The organism is Paenibacillus lignilyticus (assembly GCF_017942085.1).
GTDB classification, from domain to species: Bacteria; Bacillota; Bacilli; order Paenibacillales; family Paenibacillaceae; genus Paenibacillus_Z; species Paenibacillus_Z lignilyticus.
Map to the genome: position 1 here is coordinate 23,453 of NZ_JAGKSP010000024.1, position 24,700 is coordinate 48,152.

Annotated in this window: 16 protein-coding genes and 1 riboswitch; of the genes, 7 read left to right on the top strand and 9 right to left on the bottom strand. The window is 49.1% G+C overall.

Annotated features, from left to right (window positions below; all coding sequences use genetic code 11):
• The first annotated feature begins 2 nt into the window (after nucleotides 1–2).
• On the top strand, nucleotides 3–1,604 hold the full coding sequence (locus I8J30_RS29515; RefSeq protein WP_210664030.1) for a DUF3502 domain-containing protein: 1,602 nt from the start codon (nucleotides 3–5) through the stop codon (nucleotides 1,602–1,604).
• A gap of 402 nt (nucleotides 1,605–2,006) precedes the next feature.
• On the opposite strand, the gene I8J30_RS29520 is transcribed toward I8J30_RS29515, so the two are convergent.
• The 8 genes from I8J30_RS29520 to I8J30_RS29555 all read right to left on the bottom strand — a co-directional run bounded on the left by I8J30_RS29520 (nucleotide 2,007) and on the right by I8J30_RS29555 (nucleotide 11,876).
• A complete protein-coding gene (locus I8J30_RS29520) occupies nucleotides 2,007–2,705 on the bottom strand; it encodes a response regulator (RefSeq protein ID WP_210664031.1) in 699 nt (232 codons plus the stop codon).
• On the bottom strand, nucleotides 2,702–4,264 hold the full coding sequence (locus tag I8J30_RS29525) for an ATP-binding protein (protein ID WP_210664032.1): 1,563 nt from the start codon (nucleotides 4,262–4,264) through the stop codon (nucleotides 2,702–2,704). Before I8J30_RS29525 ends, I8J30_RS29520 begins: the two co-directional genes overlap by 4 nt.
• Nucleotides 4,265–4,303: 39 nt before the next feature.
• Nucleotides 4,304–6,625: a histidine kinase gene (locus I8J30_RS29530; protein ID WP_210664033.1), complete on the bottom strand. Its 2,322-nt coding sequence runs from the start codon at nucleotides 6,623–6,625 to the stop codon at nucleotides 4,304–4,306.
• Nucleotides 6,626–6,701: 76 nt separating this feature from the next.
• A complete protein-coding gene (kdpC, locus tag I8J30_RS29535) occupies nucleotides 6,702–7,265 on the bottom strand; it encodes a potassium-transporting ATPase subunit KdpC (protein WP_210664034.1) in 564 nt (187 codons plus the stop codon).
• Nucleotides 7,266–7,277: 12 nt separating this feature from the next.
• A complete protein-coding gene (kdpB, locus tag I8J30_RS29540; protein WP_210664035.1) occupies nucleotides 7,278–9,320 on the bottom strand; it encodes a potassium-transporting ATPase subunit KdpB in 2,043 nt (680 codons plus the stop codon).
• An 18-nt stretch (nucleotides 9,321–9,338) separates the two neighbouring features.
• Nucleotides 9,339–11,015: a potassium-transporting ATPase subunit KdpA gene (gene kdpA / locus I8J30_RS29545; protein ID WP_210664050.1), complete on the bottom strand. Its 1,677-nt coding sequence runs from the start codon at nucleotides 11,013–11,015 to the stop codon at nucleotides 9,339–9,341.
• A gap of 31 nt (nucleotides 11,016–11,046) precedes the next feature.
• Nucleotides 11,047–11,124 carry a potassium-transporting ATPase subunit F gene (locus I8J30_RS34330; RefSeq protein WP_090986693.1) on the bottom strand — a complete coding sequence of 26 codons (78 nt, stop codon included), beginning with the start codon at nucleotides 11,122–11,124 and terminating at the stop codon, nucleotides 11,047–11,049.
• 335 nt (nucleotides 11,125–11,459) lie between these two features.
• Nucleotides 11,460–11,876: a hypothetical protein gene (locus tag I8J30_RS29555; protein ID WP_210664036.1), complete on the bottom strand. Its 417-nt coding sequence runs from the start codon at nucleotides 11,874–11,876 to the stop codon at nucleotides 11,460–11,462.
• A 123-nt stretch (nucleotides 11,877–11,999) separates the two neighbouring features.
• A riboswitch (cyclic di-AMP (ydaO/yuaA leader) is annotated at nucleotides 12,000–12,169 on the bottom strand.
• 258 nt (nucleotides 12,170–12,427) lie between these two features.
• Between I8J30_RS29555 and I8J30_RS29560 the strand changes: the two genes are divergently transcribed.
• The 5 genes from I8J30_RS29560 to I8J30_RS29580 all read left to right on the top strand — a co-directional run bounded on the left by I8J30_RS29560 (nucleotide 12,428) and on the right by I8J30_RS29580 (nucleotide 17,050).
• Complete coding sequence (locus I8J30_RS29560) at nucleotides 12,428–13,183, top strand: spermidine synthase (RefSeq protein WP_210664037.1); 756 nt, start codon at nucleotides 12,428–12,430, stop codon at nucleotides 13,181–13,183.
• Nucleotides 13,184–13,192: 9 nt separating this feature from the next.
• Nucleotides 13,193–13,792, top strand: a complete 600-nt coding sequence (gene thpR, locus I8J30_RS29565; protein ID WP_210664038.1) for an RNA 2',3'-cyclic phosphodiesterase — start codon at nucleotides 13,193–13,195, stop codon at nucleotides 13,790–13,792.
• A gap of 180 nt (nucleotides 13,793–13,972) precedes the next feature.
• Nucleotides 13,973–14,575 (top strand): type IV pilus modification PilV family protein, encoded by a 603-nt coding sequence (locus I8J30_RS29570; protein WP_210664039.1) that lies wholly within the window; start codon nucleotides 13,973–13,975, stop codon nucleotides 14,573–14,575.
• Nucleotides 14,559–15,155 carry a PulJ/GspJ family protein gene (locus tag I8J30_RS29575; protein WP_210664040.1) on the top strand — a complete coding sequence of 199 codons (597 nt, stop codon included), beginning with the start codon at nucleotides 14,559–14,561 and terminating at the stop codon, nucleotides 15,153–15,155. The genes I8J30_RS29570 and I8J30_RS29575 overlap by 17 nt, the downstream gene beginning before the upstream one ends.
• A gap of 17 nt (nucleotides 15,156–15,172) precedes the next feature.
• Nucleotides 15,173–17,050 carry a hypothetical protein gene (locus tag I8J30_RS29580; RefSeq protein ID WP_210664041.1) on the top strand — a complete coding sequence of 626 codons (1,878 nt, stop codon included), beginning with the start codon at nucleotides 15,173–15,175 and terminating at the stop codon, nucleotides 17,048–17,050.
• A gap of 129 nt (nucleotides 17,051–17,179) precedes the next feature.
• On the opposite strand, the gene I8J30_RS29585 is transcribed toward I8J30_RS29580, so the two are convergent.
• A complete protein-coding gene (locus tag I8J30_RS29585) occupies nucleotides 17,180–22,690 on the bottom strand; it encodes a DUF5057 domain-containing protein (protein ID WP_210664042.1) in 5,511 nt (1,836 codons plus the stop codon).
• Nucleotides 22,691–23,024: 334 nt separating this feature from the next.
• Between I8J30_RS29585 and I8J30_RS29590 the strand changes: the two genes are divergently transcribed.
• On the top strand, nucleotides 23,025–24,692 hold the full coding sequence (locus I8J30_RS29590; protein ID WP_210664043.1) for a GspE/PulE family protein: 1,668 nt from the start codon (nucleotides 23,025–23,027) through the stop codon (nucleotides 24,690–24,692).
• Nucleotides 24,693–24,700 lie beyond the last annotated feature (8 nt).

Below are 24,700 nucleotides of genomic sequence, written 5' to 3' on the forward strand. Positions count from 1 at the left end.
CAATGCAACGAGCAAGAGCATTCCGATTGTCCAAGTTTGGCCTTCTATGTACGATTATGCTTCTTGTATTCAGCATGCTGGCTGTCGCGTGCGGCAACAACTCCACGAACAACGGAGCGAACACGAACACAAGCAAGGCCGACAATACGGCTACGAATGAATCTTCAAATGCTGCCGCCACCGACAACACTGCTGCTACAGATACGAATACAACGGCAGATCTGCCTGAAGTTAAGCTGACATGGTACTTCCCGGGAAACTTCCCGCAGCCTCAACAAGATAAGATTTTCGCAGAAGTGAATAAAGTGATAAAAGAGAAAATCAATGCGACCGTTGATTTCAAAGCGATTCCGTTTGGTGACTATGATCAAAAAATGCAAGTCGTGATTGCCTCCGGCGAGCCTTATGACATTACGTTCACGGCCGGCTGGATCAACAACTATACGCAAAACGTCGCCAAAGGTGCATTTCTCCCACTCGATGACCTCCTGGCGAAGTACGCACCGAAAACGTTAGCCTCGATGCCTGCTTCCTTCTGGGATGCAACGAAAATCAAAGGACAAATCTACGGCTTCGTCAATCAGCAAATCTCTGCAAGAACGCCGGCCGTTGCCGTTCCAAAGGCACTCATCGATAAATACGGCCTGGACATGAATGCGATCAGCGGCAAAATTAACGAAAACAGCCTAGACTTGCTCTTGCCATTCATTGAAGCCGTGCAGAAGGATAATCCTCAGAAATACCCGGTTATCGGGATTGATCCCGACTTCTTCAACATGGAAGCTATCGTTGGCTTCAATGTTCCCGGCGTAGTGATGTTCGGCGACGATACCCTCAAAGTTATCAATCAGTTCGAATCCGATGGATATAAGAAATTCGCAGCTACACTGAGAGATTGGAGTGCCAAAGGCATTCTACACTCGAAAGAGCGGATTTCCAAGAAAACGGATGACTGGACAGACGGCAAAGCTGGCAAATGGGTACTGAACATCGGCGGCGCCTTTAAACCGGGCGGTGCTAACCTTGACTCCGCGCTTGGCGGAGAGCCATACCTTGAAGTTCCTGCCGGTACGGCGCATTTGACGACAGGCGGAATCACGGCAACGATGCAAGCAATCAACCGCAATTCGAAAAATCCGGAAAGAGCCATGATGCTGCTTGAATTGCTCAACACGGACAAAGATCTGTATAACCTCTTGAACTTCGGTATTAAAGGCGAGCAATACGATTTCGATGCTGACGGCCTGATGATTCCGGGTCCTAGTCAAGCCGACTACAACCCGCAGGTGCCTTGGATGTTCGCGTCCAACTTCTTGGCTAATGTAGAGAAAGGCATGCCTGTAGATGTGTGGGAGCAAACGAAGAAAGTAAACGCGGAAGCTGAGCCTTCCTTGCTGCTGGGCTTCACGTTCGATGCCGAGCCGGTAAAAGGCGAGATCGCGAAAGCCTCTGCCGTAAATGACGAGTACTCGCGTGCCATTACGTTGGGCGTTACGTCTGAAGAGAAGTACAACGAGTTCGTGGCGAAAATGAAAGATGCCGGCGCGGACAAAATCATTGCGGAAATGCAGAAGCAAATCGACGCTTGGAAAGCAGCCAAGTAATTCAATACCCTTGTAGGGACTCTCTCAAAGTGTGCTGCGGCGCCTTGGAGAGAGTCCTTTTTTGCATGTTAGAGGAATAAGAAGCAGCAAAGAGGCTCTTCCTTAAGTCATTACAATGACCAAGGGAGAGCCTCTCACGATTTGAAAATAAAAAATAGAGACCGAAGACTATCTATATATGGGACAGACCATGTAGATCTCCAGGTGAGCTACATTCTCTCAATTCACCAAAATTCAACACATGTAGCTCTCAAGAAGAGCTTCTTTCTTTCATTGCTCCGAATTCTGATCCATGTAGATCTCCAGAAGAACTCTTCGAATTCTTCCCTCATCCAGAGTGTTGCTCTGGGAGCCACTCTTCCATCTCGTAGACCGGCGCACTTCCGAGACACCCTCTGCTTCTCAATCCTGCAGCAAGAACCGATATCCAATACCCGGCTCCGTCTCAATGAATACCGGCCTCGTCGGATCCTCTTCCAGCTTCTTGCGTAAATGGCCAATATAGATGCGCAAATAATGGCTGTCCGTCTCGTGGTGATGACCGCCCCAGACCTGCTGAAGCAACTGGCGCTGCGTGATGACTTTGCCCGCACTCGAGGCTAATACTTTCAAGAGATCATATTCCGTCGGCGTCAGCTTCACTCGATTGCCGTCCAGTTCAACGACCCGTTGCGCCAAATCAATCATAAGCCGACCGAACTGTAGAACCGGTTCATCGGCAGATTTGGCAGCATGGCGGAGCGCAACGCGTATTCTCGCAAGAAGCTCTCCCATGCCAAACGGCTTGGTGACGTAATCGTCCGCCCCGCTGTCGAGCGCCGCAATCTTATCGTCTTCTCGATCCTTGGCCGTCAATACGATCACCGGTATACGCGACCACTCGCGGACTCGGCGCAGCACCTCCATGCCGGAAATATCCGGCAAGCCAAGATCGAGCACAATAAGGTCGGGATGGATAATGCTCGCTTGATAAACGCCGTCTTCTCCCGTTGCTGCCGTATGAATATCAAAGTGATGCGCTTGTAAGGAGACTTGAAGCAGCTTGCGAATTTGCGGCTCGTCATCAATGATCAAGATACGTGCTCCGGTTGTTGTCGTCATATCCGTTCGTTATCCCCTTCCGGAGTCATTTGTTCGAGAAAGCTCTGGTCTCCAAGCGGCAGCGCAATTTGGATAACGGTACCTTTAGGAAGGTTAGGCTCTGCAGCAATCATTCCCCCATGCGCTTCTATGATGCCTTTGCAGATCGCTAGTCCAAGCCCCGTTCCGGGCACATGCTTGGTCGTGCTGCCACGGTAAAATTTATCGAATATCTGATCAAGCTCAGCGGCAGGAATACCCAACCCGGAATCGGCTATGCTAATCCTAACATGCGTTTCATCCTGCCTCACGGAAATCACGATGGCGCTCTCATCCGGTGAATACTTAATGGCATTGCTGACCACGTTAACCAGCACTTGCTCAAGCAGCACTTCATCGCCAAGCACAATCGGAATTCGCTCCGGCAGGTTCACCCGTATTTCGCGATTGCGCCGAAAGTCCTTCACTTGGGACAAGACAACTCCGATAATGTCTCCGACGTCGCACCAGTTTTTACGCAGCCGGAGCATGCCGCTTTCCAATTGGACCATGCCAAGCAGGTTCGTAACGAGCCGATTCATGCGCAAAGCGCCGTCTCTAATGGTTGCAAGCAATTCGCGCCGGTCCTCGGAAGAAAACATCTGGTCACCTTCGATGAGCCCCGTTGCTGACCCAATGATCGTTGCGAGCGGTGTTCGCAATTCATGGGAAACGGAGTCCAGCAGCGCCGTTCGAAGGCGCTCGGATTCAGCGGTCAAATGGGCAAGCTTCGCCTCTTCGCCTAACTTCACCCTTGCAATTGCACTCGCTGCGAGTCCGGCGAAGGCTTCCAGCAGCCTTTTATTTTCCATCGATAGAGTAGCCGGCCTTTCATCGCTCACGAGATTCACGGCTAATACGCCGTATACCCGCTCCTCCGTGAGCAGCGGCACATACAAGCCGGGGAATTCTCTTAATGTGCCTGAACCCCTTCCTGCCATCTCCCCGTGTGCGTACACCCATTTGGCGATAGCCGTCTCCGATTCTCCCATGCCCCAGTCCCCGCTTGCGGAAGAAGCGGCTAATGTAAGCTCATCCCGGCTGTCAGGCAAATAGAGCGCCACCTGCGAATGGATGGTGGCCGAAACTTGGCGGCAAACGTTCTCGAGCAGCGATCGAATGTCCGCAATAGCCGTCATTTCCCGGCTTAGTGTATAGAGCGATGCCGTGTGGGCTTCTCTTTGCTTTGCCAGATTCAGCTGGTGTTTGAGCCTCGCGGCCAGGCTAGCCGTCAGTGCGGCAACCGCAAGGTAGACGACAAAGGAAATGAGATAACGCAAATCCGCTACCGTAAAGCTGAGAAAAGGCGGGACAAAGAAAAAATCAAAGGCAAGCACGCCTAAAGCCGCAGCATAAAACGAAGGGGCAAGTCCCCAATATACCGCGCTCAACAATACGGGAAATAAATAGATAAGTGCAATGTTAACCATATCGAAGGCCAGTTCAAGAGCATGGAGAACGATGGTTAACAAGGTGACGCATAAGGTAACCCAAACGTAAGGCTTCATCGAAAAAGCTCTGATTTCCAAGGCTAAATTCATTCTCATCACATCCTGTAGATCACGACTATATGCCATTCGTTATTGGGTTTGAGCATCAAAGTCAGCCACAATCAATACATCCATATGCCTGGTAAGCCGAATGAGCTGATTGACGACGGAACCCTTCCAAAGCGCTTCCCAGAAGGATAGCTTCGGTTGACCAATGACCAGCTGCGTCGCTTCAACCTCATCCGCTTTGGAAGCCAAGACAACGGCGATTTGTCGGTTCTGATGCTCTTCATGGATCATAAACTTCCCGCCTAATCGTTCCGTCAATTTCTCCAATGCAGCCAGCCGTTTCTTCAGTTCTTCCGAACAGCTGCCTCCTACCTGGACATAATTGACATACCAAGCGGCTTTAAGCCGATACGCCGTTCGGAAGCCGCGCCGTATCAAACGTTCGGCATGCGGCGTACTGTTGACGCAGATAAAGATCACTTCTTTCCTTCTCCACGGACCGCGCAGCGAACTCTTCCGCTCGAACGACTCCAATCGTTCATCGACATCGTCGGCGATTTCGCGAAGGGCCAGCTCTCGCAAAGCAATCAGGTTCCCTGTTTTGAAGAAGTTATTTAGCGCTTGATCGACTTTCGTCATGGCATAGACTTTGCCTTCCCGCATCCGATGCTGGAGCGCTTCCGGCGCAACATCAATGAGCTGCACCTCATCGGCCAAATGAAGAATGCTATCGGGTACCGTTTCCCGGACACGAACCCCGGTAATTTGTTCGACAGCATCATTCAAACTCTCCAGATGCTGCACATTGACGGTTGAAATGACCGAAATGCCGGCATCCAATATTTCCAGCACATCTTCATATCGCTTCTTATACTTGCTTCCGGGCACATTCGTATGGGCTAGCTCATCGACCAGTACAACCTCGGGACATCTTCGGATAATCGCATCGGTATCCATCTCCTCAAGGGTAACTCCTTGATATACCATACGCTTTCGGTCAATGACATTCAAGCTGCCGATCTGCTGGATCGTTTCTGCCCGGTTATGGGTTTCCAGCAGTCCAACCTGGACATCAATGCCTTTCTTCAGATGGTCGTTCCCTTCTCGCAGCATCATATACGTTTTGCCCACTCCGGGAGCAGCGCCGATATACACTTTAAATTTGCCGCGTCTGATCTGGTCGATCTTCTCCGATACTTCCTGCTCGCTGAGTCGTTTATATTTCTGCTGCTCCGTGGCAGCTGTCATTTGCGCCGGGAGAATCCGCTCCCCCTCGTTAGCCGTCGAATCGGCGACTAGAAACAGGTCGATATTTTTCGTGATTTTGAGAAGTTCGCTAATAATGGACCCTTGCCAAAATTCCTGCCACCGCGTTTGCTTCGAATGCCCCATGACGATGCGCGTCACATTATGCTGGGTCGCATAATGCACCAGCGTCCTCGGAATGCGCCTCCGCTTTGGGAATGGCAGCTCTTCAAACTTACCGTCCACTTTCTCTACAAGCTTAATCGTACTTCTCCGAAAGGTTGCCTCTTCTTTCGATAAAGGCTTCTTTAATTTGCGAAACGTAATCACGACCAAGTCGCCGTTCAGCCGCTTGGCTATTTGCTGTCCTCGCCTGACATAGATCGATCCGTTCCAGTGGTACTGCGTCGTGACAAGGATGCGCTCCGCTGCGCCGGATGGTCCGATCAGCCCCATTTCTTCGCGATGCGATTTCAAGGATTCATTCACATCCTCCGCAACCAGCCGAAGCGCAAGTTCGCGAAGCACGCCTAAATTGCCTCGTTTAAACACCGTTGCATCCCTATTCCCTTTCAGATGTCCTTCGGCCATTCGATTCAATACCGTTTCCGGGGTGACGTCAATCAACCTCACTTCATCGGCCAATTCAAGCGTATCCGCGGGAACCGTACACGCCGCTTCAATCCCCGTAAGCTTATGGGCGATTTCAGTGTAGCCTTCAAGCTCGTATACGTTAACCGTCGTAATTACGCTTATCGCATGCGAGAGCAGAAATTTGATATCCTCCAGCCGGGTAGGAAAACGGGCATCCGGACGATTTCGGTGCGCAAGGCCGTCTACGAGAACGACTTCCGGATTTCGCTCCAGCAGCGCATCGAGGTTCAAATCTTTGAACTCAGCGCCGTCTTTATACCAATGAATGCTAGGAACCCGCTCTAGATCACCTAGCTGCTCTACCGTCTCGGGTCGCTGCAGCGTTGACACTGCGCAGATGACCACATCGATGCCTTGCTGCTTCAAGGTCTGTCCTTCGCGCAGCATATGATAGGTTTTTCCCGAGCCGCTGACAGGACCGATGTAGATCTTCAGCGTACCGCGGTGGAGCTTCGAGATGGAGTGCAAAATATCTTCCGGCGTTTTGCGTTTAAAGCTTTCCACTGGCGATTTCCCCTCTATGCGAAAGATGAATAAAACCGAGAAAGCCACCCCCATAGAAATGGAGGCGGCCGCTTGATTATTGCTTCACTTGCTTCAATAGCTCCATATTGATTTCCGTTACATTCACGCGCGGTTCCCCGAAAATGCCAAGCTGGCGACTTGTCGTTTTGGCATCCACGAGTTCATTAAGCTCCTGCTCCGAAATCCCCGTCTCTTTGCTAATTCTCGGCACTTGCGCCTTGGCTGCTTCCGGAGACAAATCCGGATCAAAGCCGGAGCCCGAGATGGTTACCAGATCGGCAGGAATGTCCGTCAAATTCGGATTATCCTTCCGAAGCGCGTCGATTTGCTCCTTCATCGCTTTCACGTATTCCGGATAGCCGACTGCCATATTGGAGCCGGCTGTGGCAGTCGGATCAAATTTCGCATTTGAAGCTCTAGGATGAAACAATTCCGGCGATTGAAAGTCCTGCGCGATCAGCTCCGAACCCACAAACTTGCCGTTTACCTCAATTAGGCTGCCTCCGGCTTGTTTCGGGAATAATGCCCCCGCTACGCCGGTTGTTACTAAGGGATAAATGAGTCCGCAAAGCAGCATCAGCACTACGGACAATCGTATCGCGGTCAGTGTCATCTTCATATGATTATCTCCTTAAACGAGTTGAAGACCATGAAGCACCAGGTCTATGATTTTTATGCCGATGAAAGGAACGATAACCCCGCCAAGGCCGTAGATCAGAACGTTGCGAGTAAGCAGCGCGTCTGCTGTCATGGCACGGTATTTCACGCCTCTCATCGCAATCGGGATGAGCAGCGGGATAATGACGGCGTTAAAAATCAACGCGGACAAGATCGCCGATTTCGGCGAAGCCAGATGCATGATGTTCAGCGATTGCAGCTGAGGCATCGCCAATATGAACATAGCCGGGATAATCGCGAAATATTTGGCGATATCATTGGCAATCGAGAATGTCGTAAGGGCGCCACGGGTAATGAGCAACTGTTTGCCGATCGAGACCACCGACAACAGCTTCGTCGGATCGGAATCCAAATCGATCATATTGGCCGCTTCCTTCGCAGCCATCGTTCCCGAATTCATAGCCAGACCAACGTCGGCTTGAGCCAGCGCCGGAGCATCATTCGTACCGTCACCCGTCATCGCAACGAGCTTGCCTTCTTGCTGTTCCTTCTTGATCGCGGCAATTTTGTCCTCCGGCTTCGCTTCGGCGATGAAATCATCGACTCCCGCTTCCAGGGCAATCGTAGCCGCAGTTAGCGGATTGTCGCCCGTACACATGATGGTTTTGATTCCCATTGACCGCATTTCGGCAAAACGTTCCTTCAGTCCGGGCTTCACGGTATCCTTCAAGTAAATGACACCGTAAATACGATTACCTACGGCCGCGGCGAGCGGGGTTCCTCCCGCTCTGGCAATCCGGTTCGATGCTTCTTCTAAATCGCTCGGAATGCTGCCGCCATTGGCGGAAACAAATTTCTTAATGGCATCGACCGCACCTTTGCGGATCTGAACGCCTCCTGCCATATCGAGTCCTGACATTCTTGTTTCGGCCGTAAACTCAACAACTTCAGCACTTCCATATTCGTTCTCTGACCAAGATTCGCCGAGTTTGCCGGCAAGCTCCACGATCGAACGGCCTTCAGGCGTTTCATCCTTCACGGAAGCCTGCAAAGCAGCGAATGTCATTTCCTTGGCGGTGACGCCTTTTACAGGTATGAACTCCGCGGCCATCCGATTACCGTACGTGATCGTGCCCGTTTTATCCAGAATCAGTGTATCGATATCGCCCGCAGCCTCTACCGCTTTACCGGACATCGCAAGTACATTATATTGCGTAACCCGGTCCATGCCGGCAATCCCAATAGCCGATAACAACGCGCCGATGGTTGTCGGTATTAGACAAACGAGCAAGGCGATGAGTGTGGCGATATCTAAATTGACGTTCAGATAATCCGCCATCGGGACCATTGTGATGATAACAATAAGGAAAATGATCGTTAGTACAGCAAGCAGCGTCGTTAACGCCAGCTCATTCGGTGTTTTTTGCCGTTTGGCGCCTTCTACGAGTGAAATCATTCGATCAAGGAAAGACTCACCCGGATCTGTCATCACCTTCACAATAATATAGTCTGAAGCCACTCGCGTTCCGCCTGTAACCGAGGAGAAATCGCCGCCGGCTTCCTTGATCACAGGTGCAGATTCACCTGTGATCGCCGATTCATCGATGGATGCCAGACCCTCAATAATTTCGCCGTCTGTCGGAATAAGCTCGCCGGCTTCCACACGGACAATGTCGCCTTTCTTCAGCTGTGTAGAGGGAACCTGTTTAAAGGATCCGTCGCGTTGCACAAGCTTCGCCATCGTTTCCGATTTCGTTTTCCGAAGGGTATCCGCCTGCGCCTTGCCTCGACCTTCCGCGAGCGCTTCAGCGAAATTGCCAAACAACACGGTGAAAAGCAAGACGAAAAACACTGCCAAATTAAAGCCTCGACCCGCACTCTCGGCCCCAAATAGATCAGGCTGTATGGATAGCAGCAACGTAATAACCGTACCTACTTCAACGATAAACATTACCGGGTTCTTGATCATGACCGCCGGATTCAGTTTCTTAAAGGCATCCAGTATCGCCTGCGATGCAATTTCCTTCGTTATCATTTTTCTGCGTGCAGCAGCCATTGTAATCTCTCCTTAAGTTTATTGCGGCATGGCCAGATGTTCAGCAATTGGCCCCAGTGCAAGCGCAGGGAAGAACGTAAGCGCTCCGATCACGAGAATGATCATGATGAGAATTCCCGTGAACAATGGTGTATTCGTGCGCAGCGTCCCGGTAGTTACCGGTACAATTCGTTTAACCGCAAGAGATCCGGCAATCGCAAGCATCGCAATGATTGAAATATAGCGGCCAAACAACATCACTAGACCGATACCTATATTGTAGAAGTCGGTATTCGCGCTCAAACCGCCAAATGCGGAACCATTGTTTGCCCCGCCGGATGTAAAGGCATAAAGCACTTCGGATAATCCGTGCGTACCTGCGTTCGCTATGGACGCGGTAGCAACAGGCGTTGCAAGTGCAAGCGCGGTCGGTGCCAGAATGATTAAAGGATGAATGAGCAGCGCAATTGCAGCAAGCTTTACTTCTTTTCCTTCGATTTTCTTACCGAGGAATTCCGGCGTGCGCCCAACCATCAGACCGCAAATGAATACCGATAAGATGAGATACAATAACCCATTGAGGAGCCCGACGCCTTTACCGCCGAATACGTTATTCAGCATCATTTCGGACAACGCAACTAAACCGCCCATCGGTGTTAACGATTCGTGCATGTTGTTTACAGATCCCGTCGTCGCTGCTGTCGTCACCGCCGTAAACAATGCGGACTGCGATTCGCCAAACCTTACCTCCTTGCCCTCCATATTTCCGTGAAGGCCTGCCGCATCAAGAGCGGGAACGCCTTTATATTCCGATACAAATACGACTGTGAGCATAACCAAGAAGATAAGTCCCATAGCCGCAAATACGGCCCAGCCCTGCTTCTTGTTCTTAATCATCAAACCGAAAGCATACACAAGCGCGGTTGGAAGCAGCATCATGCAAATAATGTGAACCATGTTAGCAAGCGGTGTAGGATTCTCGAACGGATGTGCCGCGTTCGTTCCGAACCATCCTCCGCCGTTCGTACCGATATGTTTGATCGATTCAAGCGATGCAACGAGCCCTCTAGTTATCGTCTGCTGAGCCCCTTCAAGTGTGGTTACATCCACAGCACCTTGGAACGTCTGCGGAATGCCTTGAAATACAAGAAATAATGCGACCAAGAAGCTGAGCGGCAGGAATACACGCGTAATGCCGCGTACGATATCCACATAGAAGTTACCGAGATTATCCTGACGGCCAACGAGTCCGCGAATGAACGCAATCGCTATTGCAAAGCCGGTTGCCGCCGACGTGAACATCGGAAAGGTAATCGCAAGCAATTGAGACAAGTAAGAAAGTCCATTCTCACCTGAGTACGACTGCCAGTTTGTATTCGTAATAAACGATACGGCTGTATTAAAAGCCTGCGCTGCCGGCATATTGCCGATTATCCCATCCGGATTGAGCGGCAGGAAACTTTGAAACCGCAGGACCAGATACAATAGAATCATCATGACGAAGTTGGTAAGCAGGACGGCCGCTATATACTGTTTCCATCCCATCGCTTCATCTTCGCGTACGCCCATCAACCGGTACAGCATGCGTTCGAAAGGACCGAATACCCGATCGAGCCCCGTTTTTTCTCGTTGAAAGACTTTAACTAAATAACTGCCTACCGGCTTAACCAATAAGCCGATGATGATAAGCGTTATGGCAACCTGTATGAATCCCATACTCATGTTATGAATCCTCCGCCCTTACCATTTAGAATTTTTCAGGTTTTACTAAAACAAATCCAAGGTACAAGATTAGAATAGCTGCAATAATACCGACGATAATCATAGCGTTACCTCCCTAGGCTTTCTCACAAAACTTAAGAAATCCCCAAAATATAGCAAATGCAGCAACAAACAATACTACCATTGCAAAATCATTCATCATTTCTCTTTACTACCTCCCTGTAACTGCACCAGTGAATTGAGAATATTTTCCCCATTAGGGTTTAATCTATACTCGGCTTTCAGCTCCATTGAAGCTTATTACGATGCTCTGCAAACTGCCTGATCGCAATCCCCCTCATCGGTATAGTGAAATCTTAATACGGGTTGCTGTAAAAAGGGGGTAAAGATAATGGTGCTAGGGTGTAAAAAAAGTATAAAAATTGCCGTTATCGACGTTTAGAATGAGACATAGGCCTGCGAGCGGTCGAATAAATACGCGCGATTCCATAATGCGCAATTTGGGTTGGTTATGCCTTTCGCTGAGTAATCCAGCTGCTCGGCCAGGCTCGTTAATGCCGATTCCATCAAATGCGTGCGATCCGTCCCCCATGCTTCTTGCATCTGGCGGATATAATCCAAACTCTCCTCGAGTGTCAGGCCCTTAATTCGCCGGTAGATGGCCGTCCACTGCACAATGTCTCCCCTCAGGTTACAGCCATGCATGTGGAATTCAATGCATCCACTTCCGCCGTCATTCGTGGTAATGGCAAGCAAACCGCAAATACAGTCTTCACTATGTCCGGGCAGCCTTTCATCGGTGAGCTCTCCATCAAATCGAAACAGCTCAATCGCTTTAATCTTGCAATCTTTCACAATACCCACTCTCCTGATTGTTAGTAAAAGGTAGACAACACAAAGAGGCCCGGGAGCAGAGAAACTCTACTCCGGGCCTCATCACAGCGTAAAGAAACAAGCTGTTGCAAGCTCGATTGAAGGGGGTTCTCTCTCACACGCTTACGAGGTTAGCTGTCGGATTCGGGCTTGAGAGTGCCCTACCAGAACAAGCAGCGCCTGTTTGTGGATTCACCCCGAGAAGCCGCTCTGTCATGAGACGGCTTCAGGTTGGTTCCCCCGCTCCCCTTTCGAGGATTCAGCGTTTGGTCAAAGGTTTCTTCAGTTGTTGAGACAAATCTTATTCCCATCCGATCATTCCTGCAAACGCGGAATAACGTGCTATTTATGCCAATTCGAGCGGATTGCGCCGATTGTTGCGCTTACAATGAGGTGGCTCATTCATTTTGGATGGATTATCTTAGGATTGCTTCCAAAGTTTCGTTCGGCATTGAATCCTGCCCAGAGATGCGATACGCTGGATTTCATAAAGACTTTAGTAGGTTTACTGAGGCGAAGGAGCTTGAATCATTGTGCAGATTTTGCACCGGGAAAGCAGCGGACAGCATGAAATTATCGTTTACGATACGAGTGAGTATGGCGGAGAGCGCGGTCGATTCCGTGTCCTCCAGTTCTCGAACAATGCCATGCAAGGGGCTTTGGATTTAGATCAACCCGAGCGGATCTTGTTTGAATATCCCCAGGCTATGATTCACCTCATGAACAGCAGTAATCCATCGTTTCAGCGTGTGTTTATCATCGGACATGGTATCGGAACGATTGCGCGGCATTGCACGGGGAAGCGGTTTAAGGTTGCGGAGCTGGACGGGCAGGTCGTGTCGTTAAGCAGGCAATATTTTGGCTATAGCGACGATAATGTGGTGGTTGGCGATGGTCGCGAGCTGCTTTCATGCGAGGATGCGCATACGTATGATTTTATCGTGCTTGATGCCTTCTCCGATAAAGACACGCCGCGGCATTTGACTTCGAGAAGCTTCTTTGAGCTTGTGGTTTCCAAGCTGGATGAGAACGGAGCGGTTCTCATCAATCTGATGGGTAAACGTGAAAATGATACTCATATCAACGCCATCTATACGACGCTGCAGGAAGTGTTCCAATCTGTGCAAGCTTTTGCTTTGCCGGCTGAAGGTCCGTCCGATCGGCGCAATTACATACTTGCGGGCAGCAACGAGTCGCTTCCCTATCAGATGCGCCGCATGGCCGGGTTTATGGAGCTCGAATTGGGGCAAGGCTATATCATCGAAGATCGCCAGCACTGGAGAGGTTGATAGGAATCTATGCATACGCCAGCCACTGCTTCGTCAGAGATGGTCCGCTTGTTCGCGGCCGTCTCCGTTCCGGATACCATCAAGCAGTCTTTATCTATTCTGTGTGAAGACATCAAGTCAGAGCTTCCTTTTCGCAAATGGGCACATATGGATGACTATCACATTACGCTGCAATTTCTAGGCGATACGCCGAGCGCGCTTGTCCCTGCCATATCAACAGCACTTCGCGAAGCTGCTTCTGTTCCCGCCTTCGAGCTGAGGGTTGCCTCACTCGGCGTCTTCGGGCGCCCGATTCGCCCCTCCGTCCTATGGGCCGGCGTCGAAGGCGATGTCGAGCAATTGCATAAGCTGCAACAAAATGTAGCTCGGAAGCTGAAGCCCCTGGGACTTATGCCGGAGAGCCGCTCTTACAACCCCCATCTCACGCTTGCTCGGAACTACGCCGGCGTGGAATCATTCGAGCTTTCACGGCTTAGCGGCTTCAAGGTTCCGACTACTCCTTCCGGCAGCCCGCTCCAGTGGACTGCGAAAGCTATTACACTCTACCAAAGTCATCTGCAGCGGCGCCCCATGTACGAGGCTATTTCGGTAGCTCCACTCGTTCACTGATTGGCCGCGCCCGCTCGACGTCTAAGTAATTAGTCCTATTAATAAAACGCCGTTTCTCTTAAGTTTACGCTTAAGCGGGAACGGTTTATTTTTATTGAGATGAGACTTTAGAACTAGGAGGAATTGCGACGTTCTGTGTCGAATAGATACTGCAAATGTGCGAATACGAAGGGAACTGTGATGCTTATGAAAGTAACCGAGCAGCAGCAGCCATCTGGAGAGAGTGGCTTTACATTAGTTGAAATCTTGACCTGCCTCATCATCCTTTCCGTCGCCGGACTCGCGATGACAGGATTTTTTGTCCATGCGCTCTCCTATGCCAAGGGCAACCAGAATAAGACCGTAATGGTTAATCTGGCGCGAAATACACTGTTTTATATGCAGAAACAAGCGGATTTTGATGCCATGCAAACCTTTTTTAAGAGTGATCAGCCCCTCGGTATCGGCGAGGAGCGTAATGTCATTAGTTCAAGCGGCTGTGCCGCAGGCAGCGGCACTTGTACGAATTATAAGGATCTCGTAGGTGATCCGCAGACGCTCGTCTATATTTTGAATCCCAAAATCAACGATATCCTCTATCATGTCACGATCAGCTTCCAAGAGAACCTCTACGACTCGCTCGATACAAGAACAGCATCTCCCGATGGCGGAAGAATCGATAAATATCTGCTTCCTATCAAAGTTGAAGTTGAAGAGGCAGAGCCTCACAGTAGCGATAACGGTCCGAGCAAACGGGAGCGTTCGGAAGTGGAGGGATACATAACCGATGAATCGATTCGTTAACAGCTTGAGAAGGCGACTGACCGGTAAGGATGCAGAAGGAGGCTACACGCTAGTGGAGCTGATTGCCTCGCTGACATTACTGTCCGTCGTTCTGGGTGTCATTTACTCTTCCATTACGTTTGGCATGAATACATACAACAAGGTTCGCGTCGAGAACTCCCTTCGAGACGAAGGCGATCTGATTATGTCCTCCATCATAACCGAATTGTACCGGGTTGGACCGAACCGGATTTCGCAATCCGATGCAAGCCTCAGTCAGTCGATTACGCTGACGCTTCCCGAGATTTCTTCTGAAGATCCTATAGAGACGGGCGAAGACCCTCTGCGTGAAGTCATCAGCATTAAACCTAACACCTCGAATAAGAGCGCGCTGTTTATCGGTAATCGTGAAGTGGTCATCGATTCGGAGATTGTGCCCAAAAGCACTCCAACAGATAATGAGTCATCATCCATAACATTAAAATGCGTAAATGGCCAAACGGGCTGCAGCAGCGGGATGATTGAAATCAACCTTAAGCTGCGTCAGGAATATGGAGACAGAAATTTCGATCTCAAATTAGAAAGCAGATTCGGATTTTAAGAGGAGGCAGCTGACCGATGTTACGTGAAGAAAAAGGCTCTGCCTTTTTACTTGTTGTGTTTATGATGCTGCTCTTTACTCTCGTCGGCGTAGCTGTGCTTGGCGCTACGATCGGCGGAGCAGCACGGACGCAGAAGTCGGAGGATAATTTGCAAACCGTGCATCTTGCGGATAAGGCGCTAAGTGAAGCGATGGCGCATATTATGGCGCGCTTCGATAATCAATCAATCAGTCCTTCCCTATTAACACAGAATGTAGAGGAATTCGTAGAAAACTTCACCGGCTATGAGAACGGAATCTCCGAGCTCGATGAAGCCAAGAAGCCGGAATATCGTATCAAGAACATCTGCATTCTCGGTACGGTCAACCCTTTAAAACAACGGTTATATTGTCAAAATCAAAGCGCTGCCAGTCCATCCAGAGAGGAAGACTTCTTAACCACCATTCGTGTAACGGCCGAAGCGGAAGTGAATGGCGTCAAGCGGGATCTGGTACAGGATATGACGCTGGATACCTTCCCGGATTTTCTGAAATATGCATTTGGCTCCGAGGGTGATGTTGTCATCAACGGTGCACCGTCCTTCAAAGGCAACATCTATGCCGGCGATGAGCTGCTAATCCAAAATGTCGCGAACTATACCTACTTGAACAACCCGCTTAACGCCAATACACAGTTTCTTTACGTCGACCCCGTTGAAGATCGCTCGGCATTGGACGGCATCTATGTACCGGACGGTGATGACCTGGGGAATGGTAAAATTCAAATCCAATCGCAAAGCAAAATTAAATATCGCATCGATCCACAGGGAACCTACCAGCCACTTGAGAATCTGGGAGATCCTCAATTCCATGACCTGGACTCCAAAGTGGAGCTAACGGAAAAGAAGAAGTTTCTTTCTATCGACGTGGCGCAATCTTTCGTCGATAAAGCTTATGATGCACTGGGCACAGGTGCTGATCCAACTTTGAGAGAAGCCTTATGGAGCGCCTACACGCCTCTGGATTCCGGGGACGGACTGATGGCCCAACTGAAGGGGTTCTTAAGTGAATTACAATCCATCAACCCGATTACCATTCCTACAGCCCCTTCATTGCCTGACAGTGGCGCTACAAGTGAAGAGCTAGATTCCTATAATGAAGCAAAATTAGATTATGATCGCGCCATGAGCGCTCTGAATGCGCAGTTCAGCAACCTATCAGGTGCTGTAATCGTAGAAGGAGACTTAACAATCGGTGATGATCTCAATCAAATCCGATACACTTCGAAAGGTTCGCACGATTGGCTTATCGTAAATGGTAATTTGACCATCCAGAATGATGGCCCCAATAGCGTTATCCCCATTCGAGCCAACATTCTCGTTAAGGGCAAAGTAACGTTAATCGGCGATCTTGAAATGGATTCCACCATTTTCTCCTTACAGCATGATGAGCTCAATGAAATCATGGATGCTCAGATTCGCGGGATGGTCGTGAATGACAAGAAGAGAGAGCTGGTCATGATCGCCAATGGCCCTATTGACATCTATCGGGTCACCGCCTTCCAACCGCTAGGCGATGGCTATAAACAATCGAGCATTCATACGCTGGATGGCTTCTTCTACACCGACCAAACAGCCGAGCTCTATGGCGTAGGCTCGCTCTTCTGGATTCACGGCGGATTCTTTGCCAAGGAAGGCATCACCATTAACGCCGTGCTTGGTGATACCACCTCGACAGAAACCGGGACTACCTTATCTTTTGACCCTCAAGATGAAGGAAGACTTGATCAGAAACAAGCCCGTTTCGTCATCGATTACAATAAAGACGTCTTTATCAATCAGCTCGCCGGTCTGCCTCGCGTCAATAAAATCAGGGTCAATATCGGTCAGAAGAAGCTGCTTCCCGTTCAAAATTAAAGTTCCATGATAAATTGAAAAAGATGGCGCAGAGCTTAGACTCTGCGCCATCTTTTTTGGTTTGATCAATGAGAAGGGGCTGCCTCGCGTCATCATTCGATGATGTTGAGACAGCCCCTTACTTACGAATTAATACTTGTCGCTCTTGTCGACCGTAACTTTCACAGTAAGCGTAATTTGCAGCACGGGATCATACACGGTGATCGTAGTTGAACCGTAATTGATACCCTCAATGACACCATTAGCCGTGACCGCCACTATATTGCTATTCGCGGATGTCCATACAAGTCTAGGCACTATAGTAGCTCTATGCTTAGCTGGTATGATACTCAAAGATTGGCTGGATGCCAGATTCATCTGTTGATTCACTTTCAGGTGTGGCACGGTAGCAGGTAATTTGATGAGTACAATATCAACCGTCAACTCTTCTGTGAATACTTTACCGGCCGGCGACTTCACCTTCACTTGAATGGTAACCGTGCCGCCATCCTGCCAGCCTGTCGTTAATTTTGCCGAGTTGTGGCTGCCTGTAAGGCTAGTCCCTTTAGAAGGACTATTCAGCAAGGTCCATTCCGGTTCATACGAGAAGCTTGGCGTGCCGGCAGCTCCTTCCCATGTAACCGGGTAATTAAATGCTGAAGCAGCTTTAACGATCAGGCTGCCATCGAGCTTTAATGCGCGATTCTGAATGGTTAACGGGAGCTCTTCCTTCACTACTGAATTATCAAGAAGCTTCACAGACACGATAACGGTCACATTCCCATTATCCATTGCGCTAAGATCATTAGTGAAGTTTTTTCCCGTGGATGCCGGAAGTGTAACGATGTCATCCGCTCCCGCTTCCTTCAGACTCCATGTCACACCATTAATTAGGCTAGTATCGGTAATCGGCGATGAATTCGTTTCCGACTTCTTCAATCCGGCTGTTAATTCGATGACATCGCCTACGCCGACTTTAAGCGGCCCGCTTAAGGTTACAACCGGTTTATTAATGGTAATCTCCACTTGTTTCGAATATGACGTTCCGTTTTGCAGTTTCAAGGAGACCGTCACTGTTGTGGTTCCCGGAACAAGCGCATGTAGATTTTTCGTGTATTGCTTGCCCGATGAATTGGAAAGCAGCTCTAATTTCGTATTCGAACGATCCCATTCAAGATCACCTTGAATCACGCTATCATCCGCGATCGGTGCACTATTCGATTGAGACTTCTGCAGTGTAGCTTTCAGTTCCACGTTGTCACCAAGGCTAATGTTTACTGGACCTGACAAGTTCAGATAAGGTTCCTCGATCGTAATCGATCGCCTCGCCGAAACCCACGTGTCATTCATGAGCTGGAATTTCACAAAGACCGTTACATTACCCGGAGCTTTAGCTTTGAGTGAATTGTTCATCTGCTTACCGGTTGGAATTGGCAGGTCCACTAATTCTTCCGCATTTGAACCTTCCAGTCCCCATTTAACATCCTTGATCATACTTGCAGCAATCTCTGTGTTGCTGCTTACCGATTTCTTCAATGCCGCGGTCAGCGATATCGTATCGCCTATACTGATAGTAGTACGCGTTCCAACCAAGGATGGATCTGGGCTTACTACCGTCACTGGCAGCGTGTCCTTAATTACCGTGCCATCAGCAAGTTTTACGGAAGCGTCGACAGTTACGGTGCCCGGAGCAAGCCCTTGGAGCTGATTCGTGAACTGATTGCTTGCTGCGGTTCCCAAGCTCACAAGACCTGAATCGCTTGTGCTGCTCAATCCCCACGTAATGGTGACACTATCATCTGTAACGGCTGTTGTGTTTGTAGCCGACTTCTGCAGCTTTGCAGTAAGTTGAGCGATATCGCCGATTCCAATTGATGATGTCCCTGTTGTCAATGTAAGCACCGGATTCTCAATCGTAATCGATAATTCCTTCGTGATTACCGTATTGTCTAACAGCTTCACTGTAACAACGACAGTGGCAGTGCCCGGAGCAAGCCCTTTCAGCTCATTCACGAGCAGCTTTCCTGTAGATGCAGGAAGCGAAGCAATTTTCTGCTTATCCGCCTCTTTCAAACTCCAGTTCACACTCTGGATCACTCGGCTATCCGTAATCGGTGTGTTATCTGAGAGCGACTTCTGCAAAGCAGCGGTAAGCGGGATCGAGTCTCCGACAGTAAGATTGCTGCTCCCTGTCAAGGTTAAGACCGGATTCGTAATGGTAATATCCTTGGCTGCATCATATGAGGTCGTCACCGTAGACCCGTCTATCGTCGAGTTATACGTAGTCGTCACATGAAGGGAAATTTTAATGGTGCCCGCTTTAAGACCGGTAAGCTTCGTTTGCCAGCCGTTGACGGTACTCAATGATCCGTCTGCCGGATTAAATATCGACCACTCGATATGGCTCACCGTTTCGCGAGATGGTTTGACAAGAGCCCCTGACAAGTCCATCGTCATGCCCGCTGTTACTGTAGAGCCACCGATGATGTTAAGTCCCGATTCCAGAACAGTTACTTGTGCAGTAGCTGTTTGTCCGGTAATAGAGTCGGTTACTCTCACGGTTGTTACGCCTGGCGCAACACCGGTAACATACCCGTTGCCTGCAATCGTCGTGATGATTGTAGCCACATTCGTATTCGACGAGGTCCAAGTGAACTTAGGCGTTGCATCGGCAGGCGCGAACGTCGGAATAATCGTCGCAGTGTCATACACCGTAGCACCCGTACTGTCCTTCTTGTTCACGAGCGTAACATCCTGCACGCCGATGCTTAAGCCAGTCAGCCGAACAATGGAGTTCAACGAATACGTGTCAAACGGAAGCGTCGTCGTTGCTGTCTGGCCTACGTCCTTAAATGTAAGGCTCGAATTGTTGAGCGGCAACGTCCCCGTAACGGTCGGTTTCACCGTTATGCTGAATTCGATCTGCGGAGCCGTATAGGTTGATCCACTTAGCGTATAAGTAAGCGTATCGAATGTTCCGTTAAGCTTATACCCCGTACTTACATTCCCCGTCGCCGTAATCCCCGAAGGAAGAGTCCCGACAATCTCCAGCCCGGGTGGGAGTGTTTCGGCAAAGGTGATCCCTTGAATCTTCAGTGTAGAAGCATCAACTGAACCGGATTTCGTAATGTCTTTAGGCGTTGCCGTATACGTCATGGTTGTTGATGTACCTTTATCTAGCGTAAGTTCCGAACCTGAGCTCAAACCGGAAATGGTACGTTTCACAGTCAGATTCGACGAAACCTTCTTCACCTTCACCGGAATGGTCTTCGTAATCTTTGCGCCTGTCTTATCCGTTACCGTAATTTCGATGGAGAGATCTCCGTCTCCGGCTGTGAATGGATTCGTGATTACCGAGTTAATGGTTGTTCCTGAGACAGCCGTTGTAATCGGCTGCGTGATCGTCTTCAACCCGGTACCGTCATCATAGGAGTACTTGACCGAAACGGTTAGATTGCGATCCGTAAAATCATAATCCTCCGGTTTAAAACTGAGATTAATATTTTGATAGCTCGGAATGAAGTTGTCCGTCGCAGACGAATAATCAAGCGGGTTATACACCGTCAGCATTGGTGCATGGTTAGATCCCATGTATGCACGATACATCGTATTGACGAACAATTGCTGCTCCCAGGTTGGGAAACCGCTATTGGTATGCCCCGTTCCGGAGTACGTCACATTACCTTTGGAATAGGTATAGTAGTGATTCCAGCTATCATTCTCGTCACGGTTAGAACCGATAATATTGTACCAAGGAACGACAGTTTCATCTTCCAAATCCAGTGTAAAGTACTGGTTATGCGTTGTTGCCACTTTAGGAGTATCGCTCAAAATGAAAGGGAATTGAGTGAGCAGCCCGTCATTAACCTTCTTCACGACAGTTGACGTGTTCGGCGCACTCAGACCCAAATTCGTCCAAGGCTCGATCTGCCCGGTCGTTTGCTGGAATTGATTGATCCACGTATTCCGATCATTCTCGCTGCTGGAGAATACGGTATCATGCGTAAACATAACGCTTTGGCCGGTTTTAATAAAATTATTGACGACATTCGCCGTATCCACGGTAATGCTGGCATTGGAATTATAAGAGTCCGCTAAACCAAAAATCAGCATGTCATAATTTCCGTTGAGATCAGCTTTGCCTGTCGAGTTGAAATCATTGAATTTCATCGTCGTAATAGAGATCTCGTATTCATCTTTTTTACTCAAAAACGTTTGGTCTAAATTCCCGCTTTGCTTCAAGCTGCTCGTGTCAGAATCATTCGGCATCACTTGCAGTACGCGTACCTTAGTCAATTGATCGCGATATTTGAATACACCCGTTTCATAGCTCTTCAACTTCGTTGTTTGATCTACGATTTCAAGCTTCCAATAATAGAGGCCGGAATAACCCTTTGGAAGGACGTAAGTTAACTCGCTGTCGTCGTTGTTATTCGTCACGATGGATGACGCAACGATTTGATCATTGCCGAAGGCTACGGCTTGATCAAGGCCAAGATACAAATTAGCCGTTAATCTTCCGTCTCCAAAATTTGCATAATTCGGGACATTGAAATGAAAGGACAACGTATCCCCCGCACGGTAGAGCGCAGATGAGTCAAGAAGATAGGAGGTTGGTTGACCGCTGAGCACAAGCTTTGGCCGCTGATTTAGAAGCTTGCTGTAATTTGAATTGGAGTTGGATAGATTACTTGCTAGATTAGACAAGCCTGTGGCATTCAGAAAGACAACGTTATCTCTCCCGGCAGACGAGTATGGAGCGAAGGTATTATACAGATTTCCTCGGAGCGAAACAAAATTTCCGGATGAGTTTTTATAGCCTTGATTCAGCAATCCGCTCGTCGTATCGCTGTAGATGAAGACGGGCTGCCCTTTGGTAATAAAGTCATCGACTATCTCCCCTGCCTTGAGGAGTGTGATATCGTTCTCCAAGCTAACCGTTTCATGCGCAGCGGCTCGATTGCTGGAACTCGTCTTGATTACTTTGGTTGGGTTGAAGTACCCCTTGCCGATATAGATTCCATCATACTTGCCATCGAGATCTCCGCGCAGAGCGACAAAGCGTTTCATACTGATGGTATCAATAGAGATGTTCGGAAGTGATCCGAGTTTTGGCTGCAAATCTGACGTTCCGCCACCATCCGTAATTTCAAGCAGCTTGGTCACATTTTGGGTAAAGCGGAGCTTAGTTCCGTTGCTCATGTTCTTTTCAGAAGCATAAAGCTTCATATCACTCGAATCTACTTTCACATACCTTGACTTGTCGGAGATCGTTGCGACCAGGTAACCGTCTGCCAACTGGAACTTCTCGCTGGAGCCAATTGATGAGGCCGTTGCCGATAGAGCTACCGAGGTTGATGATGCAGTCACATATCTGCCGGTCGACTTGGATTTAATCGAATATGTATCCCCGCTGTTCTCAATCAACTCGAACTGTTCTGCTGCTGTCCCAATGCTGGTCGTGTTGGCGTACAGCACTCCGCTGCCGCCGACAGTGATAAAGTTTGTATCAGCCTTAATCGCATAATAGACTGTGCCATTCGCATACGCATCCTTCAAATACAGCCCCGGAATAATGATCAGCGCGGCAATCATGCTTAGAAAGAGCAGTCTGACAACGATGGTTTTTGCCTTCATTCTCGCTCTCAATCTTGCGTTCATTCTAGTACTCATCCTGGATTTCAAAGCTTCCCCTCCCTATCCTTTCAATTCTAATTGCTACAATTCGATACAGTTCAAAAGAACTACTAGTTATGTGTCTCTATTATACATAAGTTTACAGCAATTAAATAGATGATTTTGTAAAGAAAAATCCAATATTGTCTAATAGAACACTGTGTGTGTATAATAGGCTTAACAGACGCGGAAAATGGAATATCTTGCTTATCTTTTGTCATTACTGGAAATATATTACTCTAACAATTCTAGTCTTATAGACCTAAATTTTTTCCATTGGAAAATAGGCCGGAATAACTGAATGAGGGTGTGTGTAGAGATGAGTACCGTGAAGAAGAAACGGCTGGGCGACCTTCTCATCGAGAGCAATGTCATCTCTGAAGAACAGCTGCAGCAAGCGCTGCGAGAACAAGGCAAGACTAAACAGAAGCTCGGCGATTTGCTCATCACACAAGGATACATAACGGAGCAACAACTATTCGAGGTATTGGAATATCAACTGGGCATACCACATGTCAGCTTGTTCAAATATCAAATCGAGCCGTCTATTACACAGATCATTCCCGAGAGTTTGGCTCGCCGCTATCAAGCCATTCCGATTCATAAAGAAGGCGGCAAACTGCTCGTCGCAATGGCTGATCCGCTGGACTATTTTGCGATCGAAGAGCTCCGCATGTCCACCGGCTTTCGTATCGAACCGGCTATCTCCGGGAGAGATGAACTGCAAAGAGCTATCGCTCGTCACTATGGTTTGCAAGATTCCATGTCTCAGCTTATGGGCGAGCTGCCTACGGCCGATGAAATCCGCGAAACCGAGATTACGGACGAGGATTCTCCCGTTGTTCGTCTGGTGAACCAGATGATTCAGCAAGCTGTACAGCTTCAGGTCTCCGACATTCACGTCGATCCGGGCGAAACGAACGTTAACATTCGTTATCGTCTGGACGGTGTACTCCGGACTGAGAGAGTTATTCCTAAGCAAATGCAGGGCTTTATCACGGCGCGGCTTAAGATCATGGCCAAGCTGAACATCGCTGAACGCCGGCTTCCGCAGGATGGCCGGTTGAAGATGCAAGTAGACTACAGGACGATCGATATCCGGGTTTCCTCGCTGCCAACCATTCATGGAGAGAAGATCGTGCTACGGATTCTCGATCTAAGCGTCGGTGTTAAGGCACTCGATCAGCTAGGCTTCAGCAAGCATAACCATAGAACCTTCAGAGAAATGATTGAAGTTCCCTACGGTATCATTCTCATTACCGGACCGACGGGCAGCGGTAAAACAACGACGCTCTACTCCGCCCTTCAGCATCTCAATAAAGAAGACTCTAACATCATTACCGTAGAGGATCCGGTCGAGTACCAGCTTGAGGGAATCAACCAAGTCCACGTAAATCCACAGATCGGACTTACTTTTGCAACAGGGCTGCGTTCGATTCTCCGTCAGGATCCTAATATTATCATGGTCGGTGAGATTCGCGACTCGGAGACGGCAGAGATTGCCATTCGGGCCTCGCTAACCGGACACTTGGTATTATCGACGCTTCATACGAATGATTCCGTCAGCTCCATTACGAGGTTCAGGGATATGGGGATTGCACCTTACTTAATTGCCTCTTCTTTAGTAGGCGTAGTTGCCCAGCGGCTCGTTAGGCGCGTTTGTCCGGATTGTTCGACTGCCTATACGCCATCCGAGCAAGAAAGCATCTTCCTGCACAATCACGGACTTCATGCGGACAAGCTGTACAAAGGCACAGGCTGCGGCACATGCAACCAAACCGGTTATCGCGGCAGGGTCGCAATCCATGAAGTGCTCGGCATTAATGACGCCATTCGGCAGCAGATTAGCCAGGAGAGCTCCATTCAAGACTTGCGAGTGGCTGCTGAGAAGAACGGGTTAATCCAGCTGATGGACGATGGCTTGGAGAAAGCCGTCAAAGGCATTACTTCCCTGCAGGAAGTGCTGCAAGAGACAGTATCCCATTAGATAGGAGG

Excerpts from the sequence above, each read along its gene's own strand:
- I8J30_RS29515 (WP_210664030.1), top strand. The coding sequence starts at position 3 with ATGCAACGAGCAAGAGCATTCCGATTGTCCAAGTTTGGCCTTCTATGT.
- I8J30_RS29520 (WP_210664031.1), bottom strand. The coding sequence starts at position 2,705 with ATGACGACAACAACCGGAGCACGTATCTTGATCATTGATGACGAGCCG.
- I8J30_RS29525 (WP_210664032.1), bottom strand. The coding sequence starts at position 4,264 with ATGAATTTAGCCTTGGAAATCAGAGCTTTTTCGATGAAGCCTTACGTT.
- kdpC (WP_210664034.1), bottom strand. The coding sequence starts at position 7,265 with ATGAAGATGACACTGACCGCGATACGATTGTCCGTAGTGCTGATGCTG.
- kdpB (WP_210664035.1), bottom strand. The coding sequence starts at position 9,320 with ATGGCTGCTGCACGCAGAAAAATGATAACGAAGGAAATTGCATCGCAG.
- kdpA (WP_210664050.1), bottom strand. The coding sequence starts at position 11,015 with ATGGGATTCATACAGGTTGCCATAACGCTTATCATCATCGGCTTATTG.
- I8J30_RS34330 (WP_090986693.1), bottom strand. The coding sequence starts at position 11,124 with ATGATTATCGTCGGTATTATTGCAGCTATTCTAATCTTGTACCTTGGA.
- thpR (WP_210664038.1), top strand. The coding sequence starts at position 13,193 with ATGCATACGCCAGCCACTGCTTCGTCAGAGATGGTCCGCTTGTTCGCG.
- I8J30_RS29570 (WP_210664039.1), top strand. The coding sequence starts at position 13,973 with ATGCTTATGAAAGTAACCGAGCAGCAGCAGCCATCTGGAGAGAGTGGC.
- I8J30_RS29575 (WP_210664040.1), top strand. The coding sequence starts at position 14,559 with ATGAATCGATTCGTTAACAGCTTGAGAAGGCGACTGACCGGTAAGGAT.
- I8J30_RS29580 (WP_210664041.1), top strand. The coding sequence starts at position 15,173 with ATGTTACGTGAAGAAAAAGGCTCTGCCTTTTTACTTGTTGTGTTTATG.
- I8J30_RS29585 (WP_210664042.1), bottom strand. The coding sequence starts at position 22,690 with ATGAACGCAAGATTGAGAGCGAGAATGAAGGCAAAAACCATCGTTGTC.
- I8J30_RS29590 (WP_210664043.1), top strand. The coding sequence starts at position 23,025 with ATGAGTACCGTGAAGAAGAAACGGCTGGGCGACCTTCTCATCGAGAGC.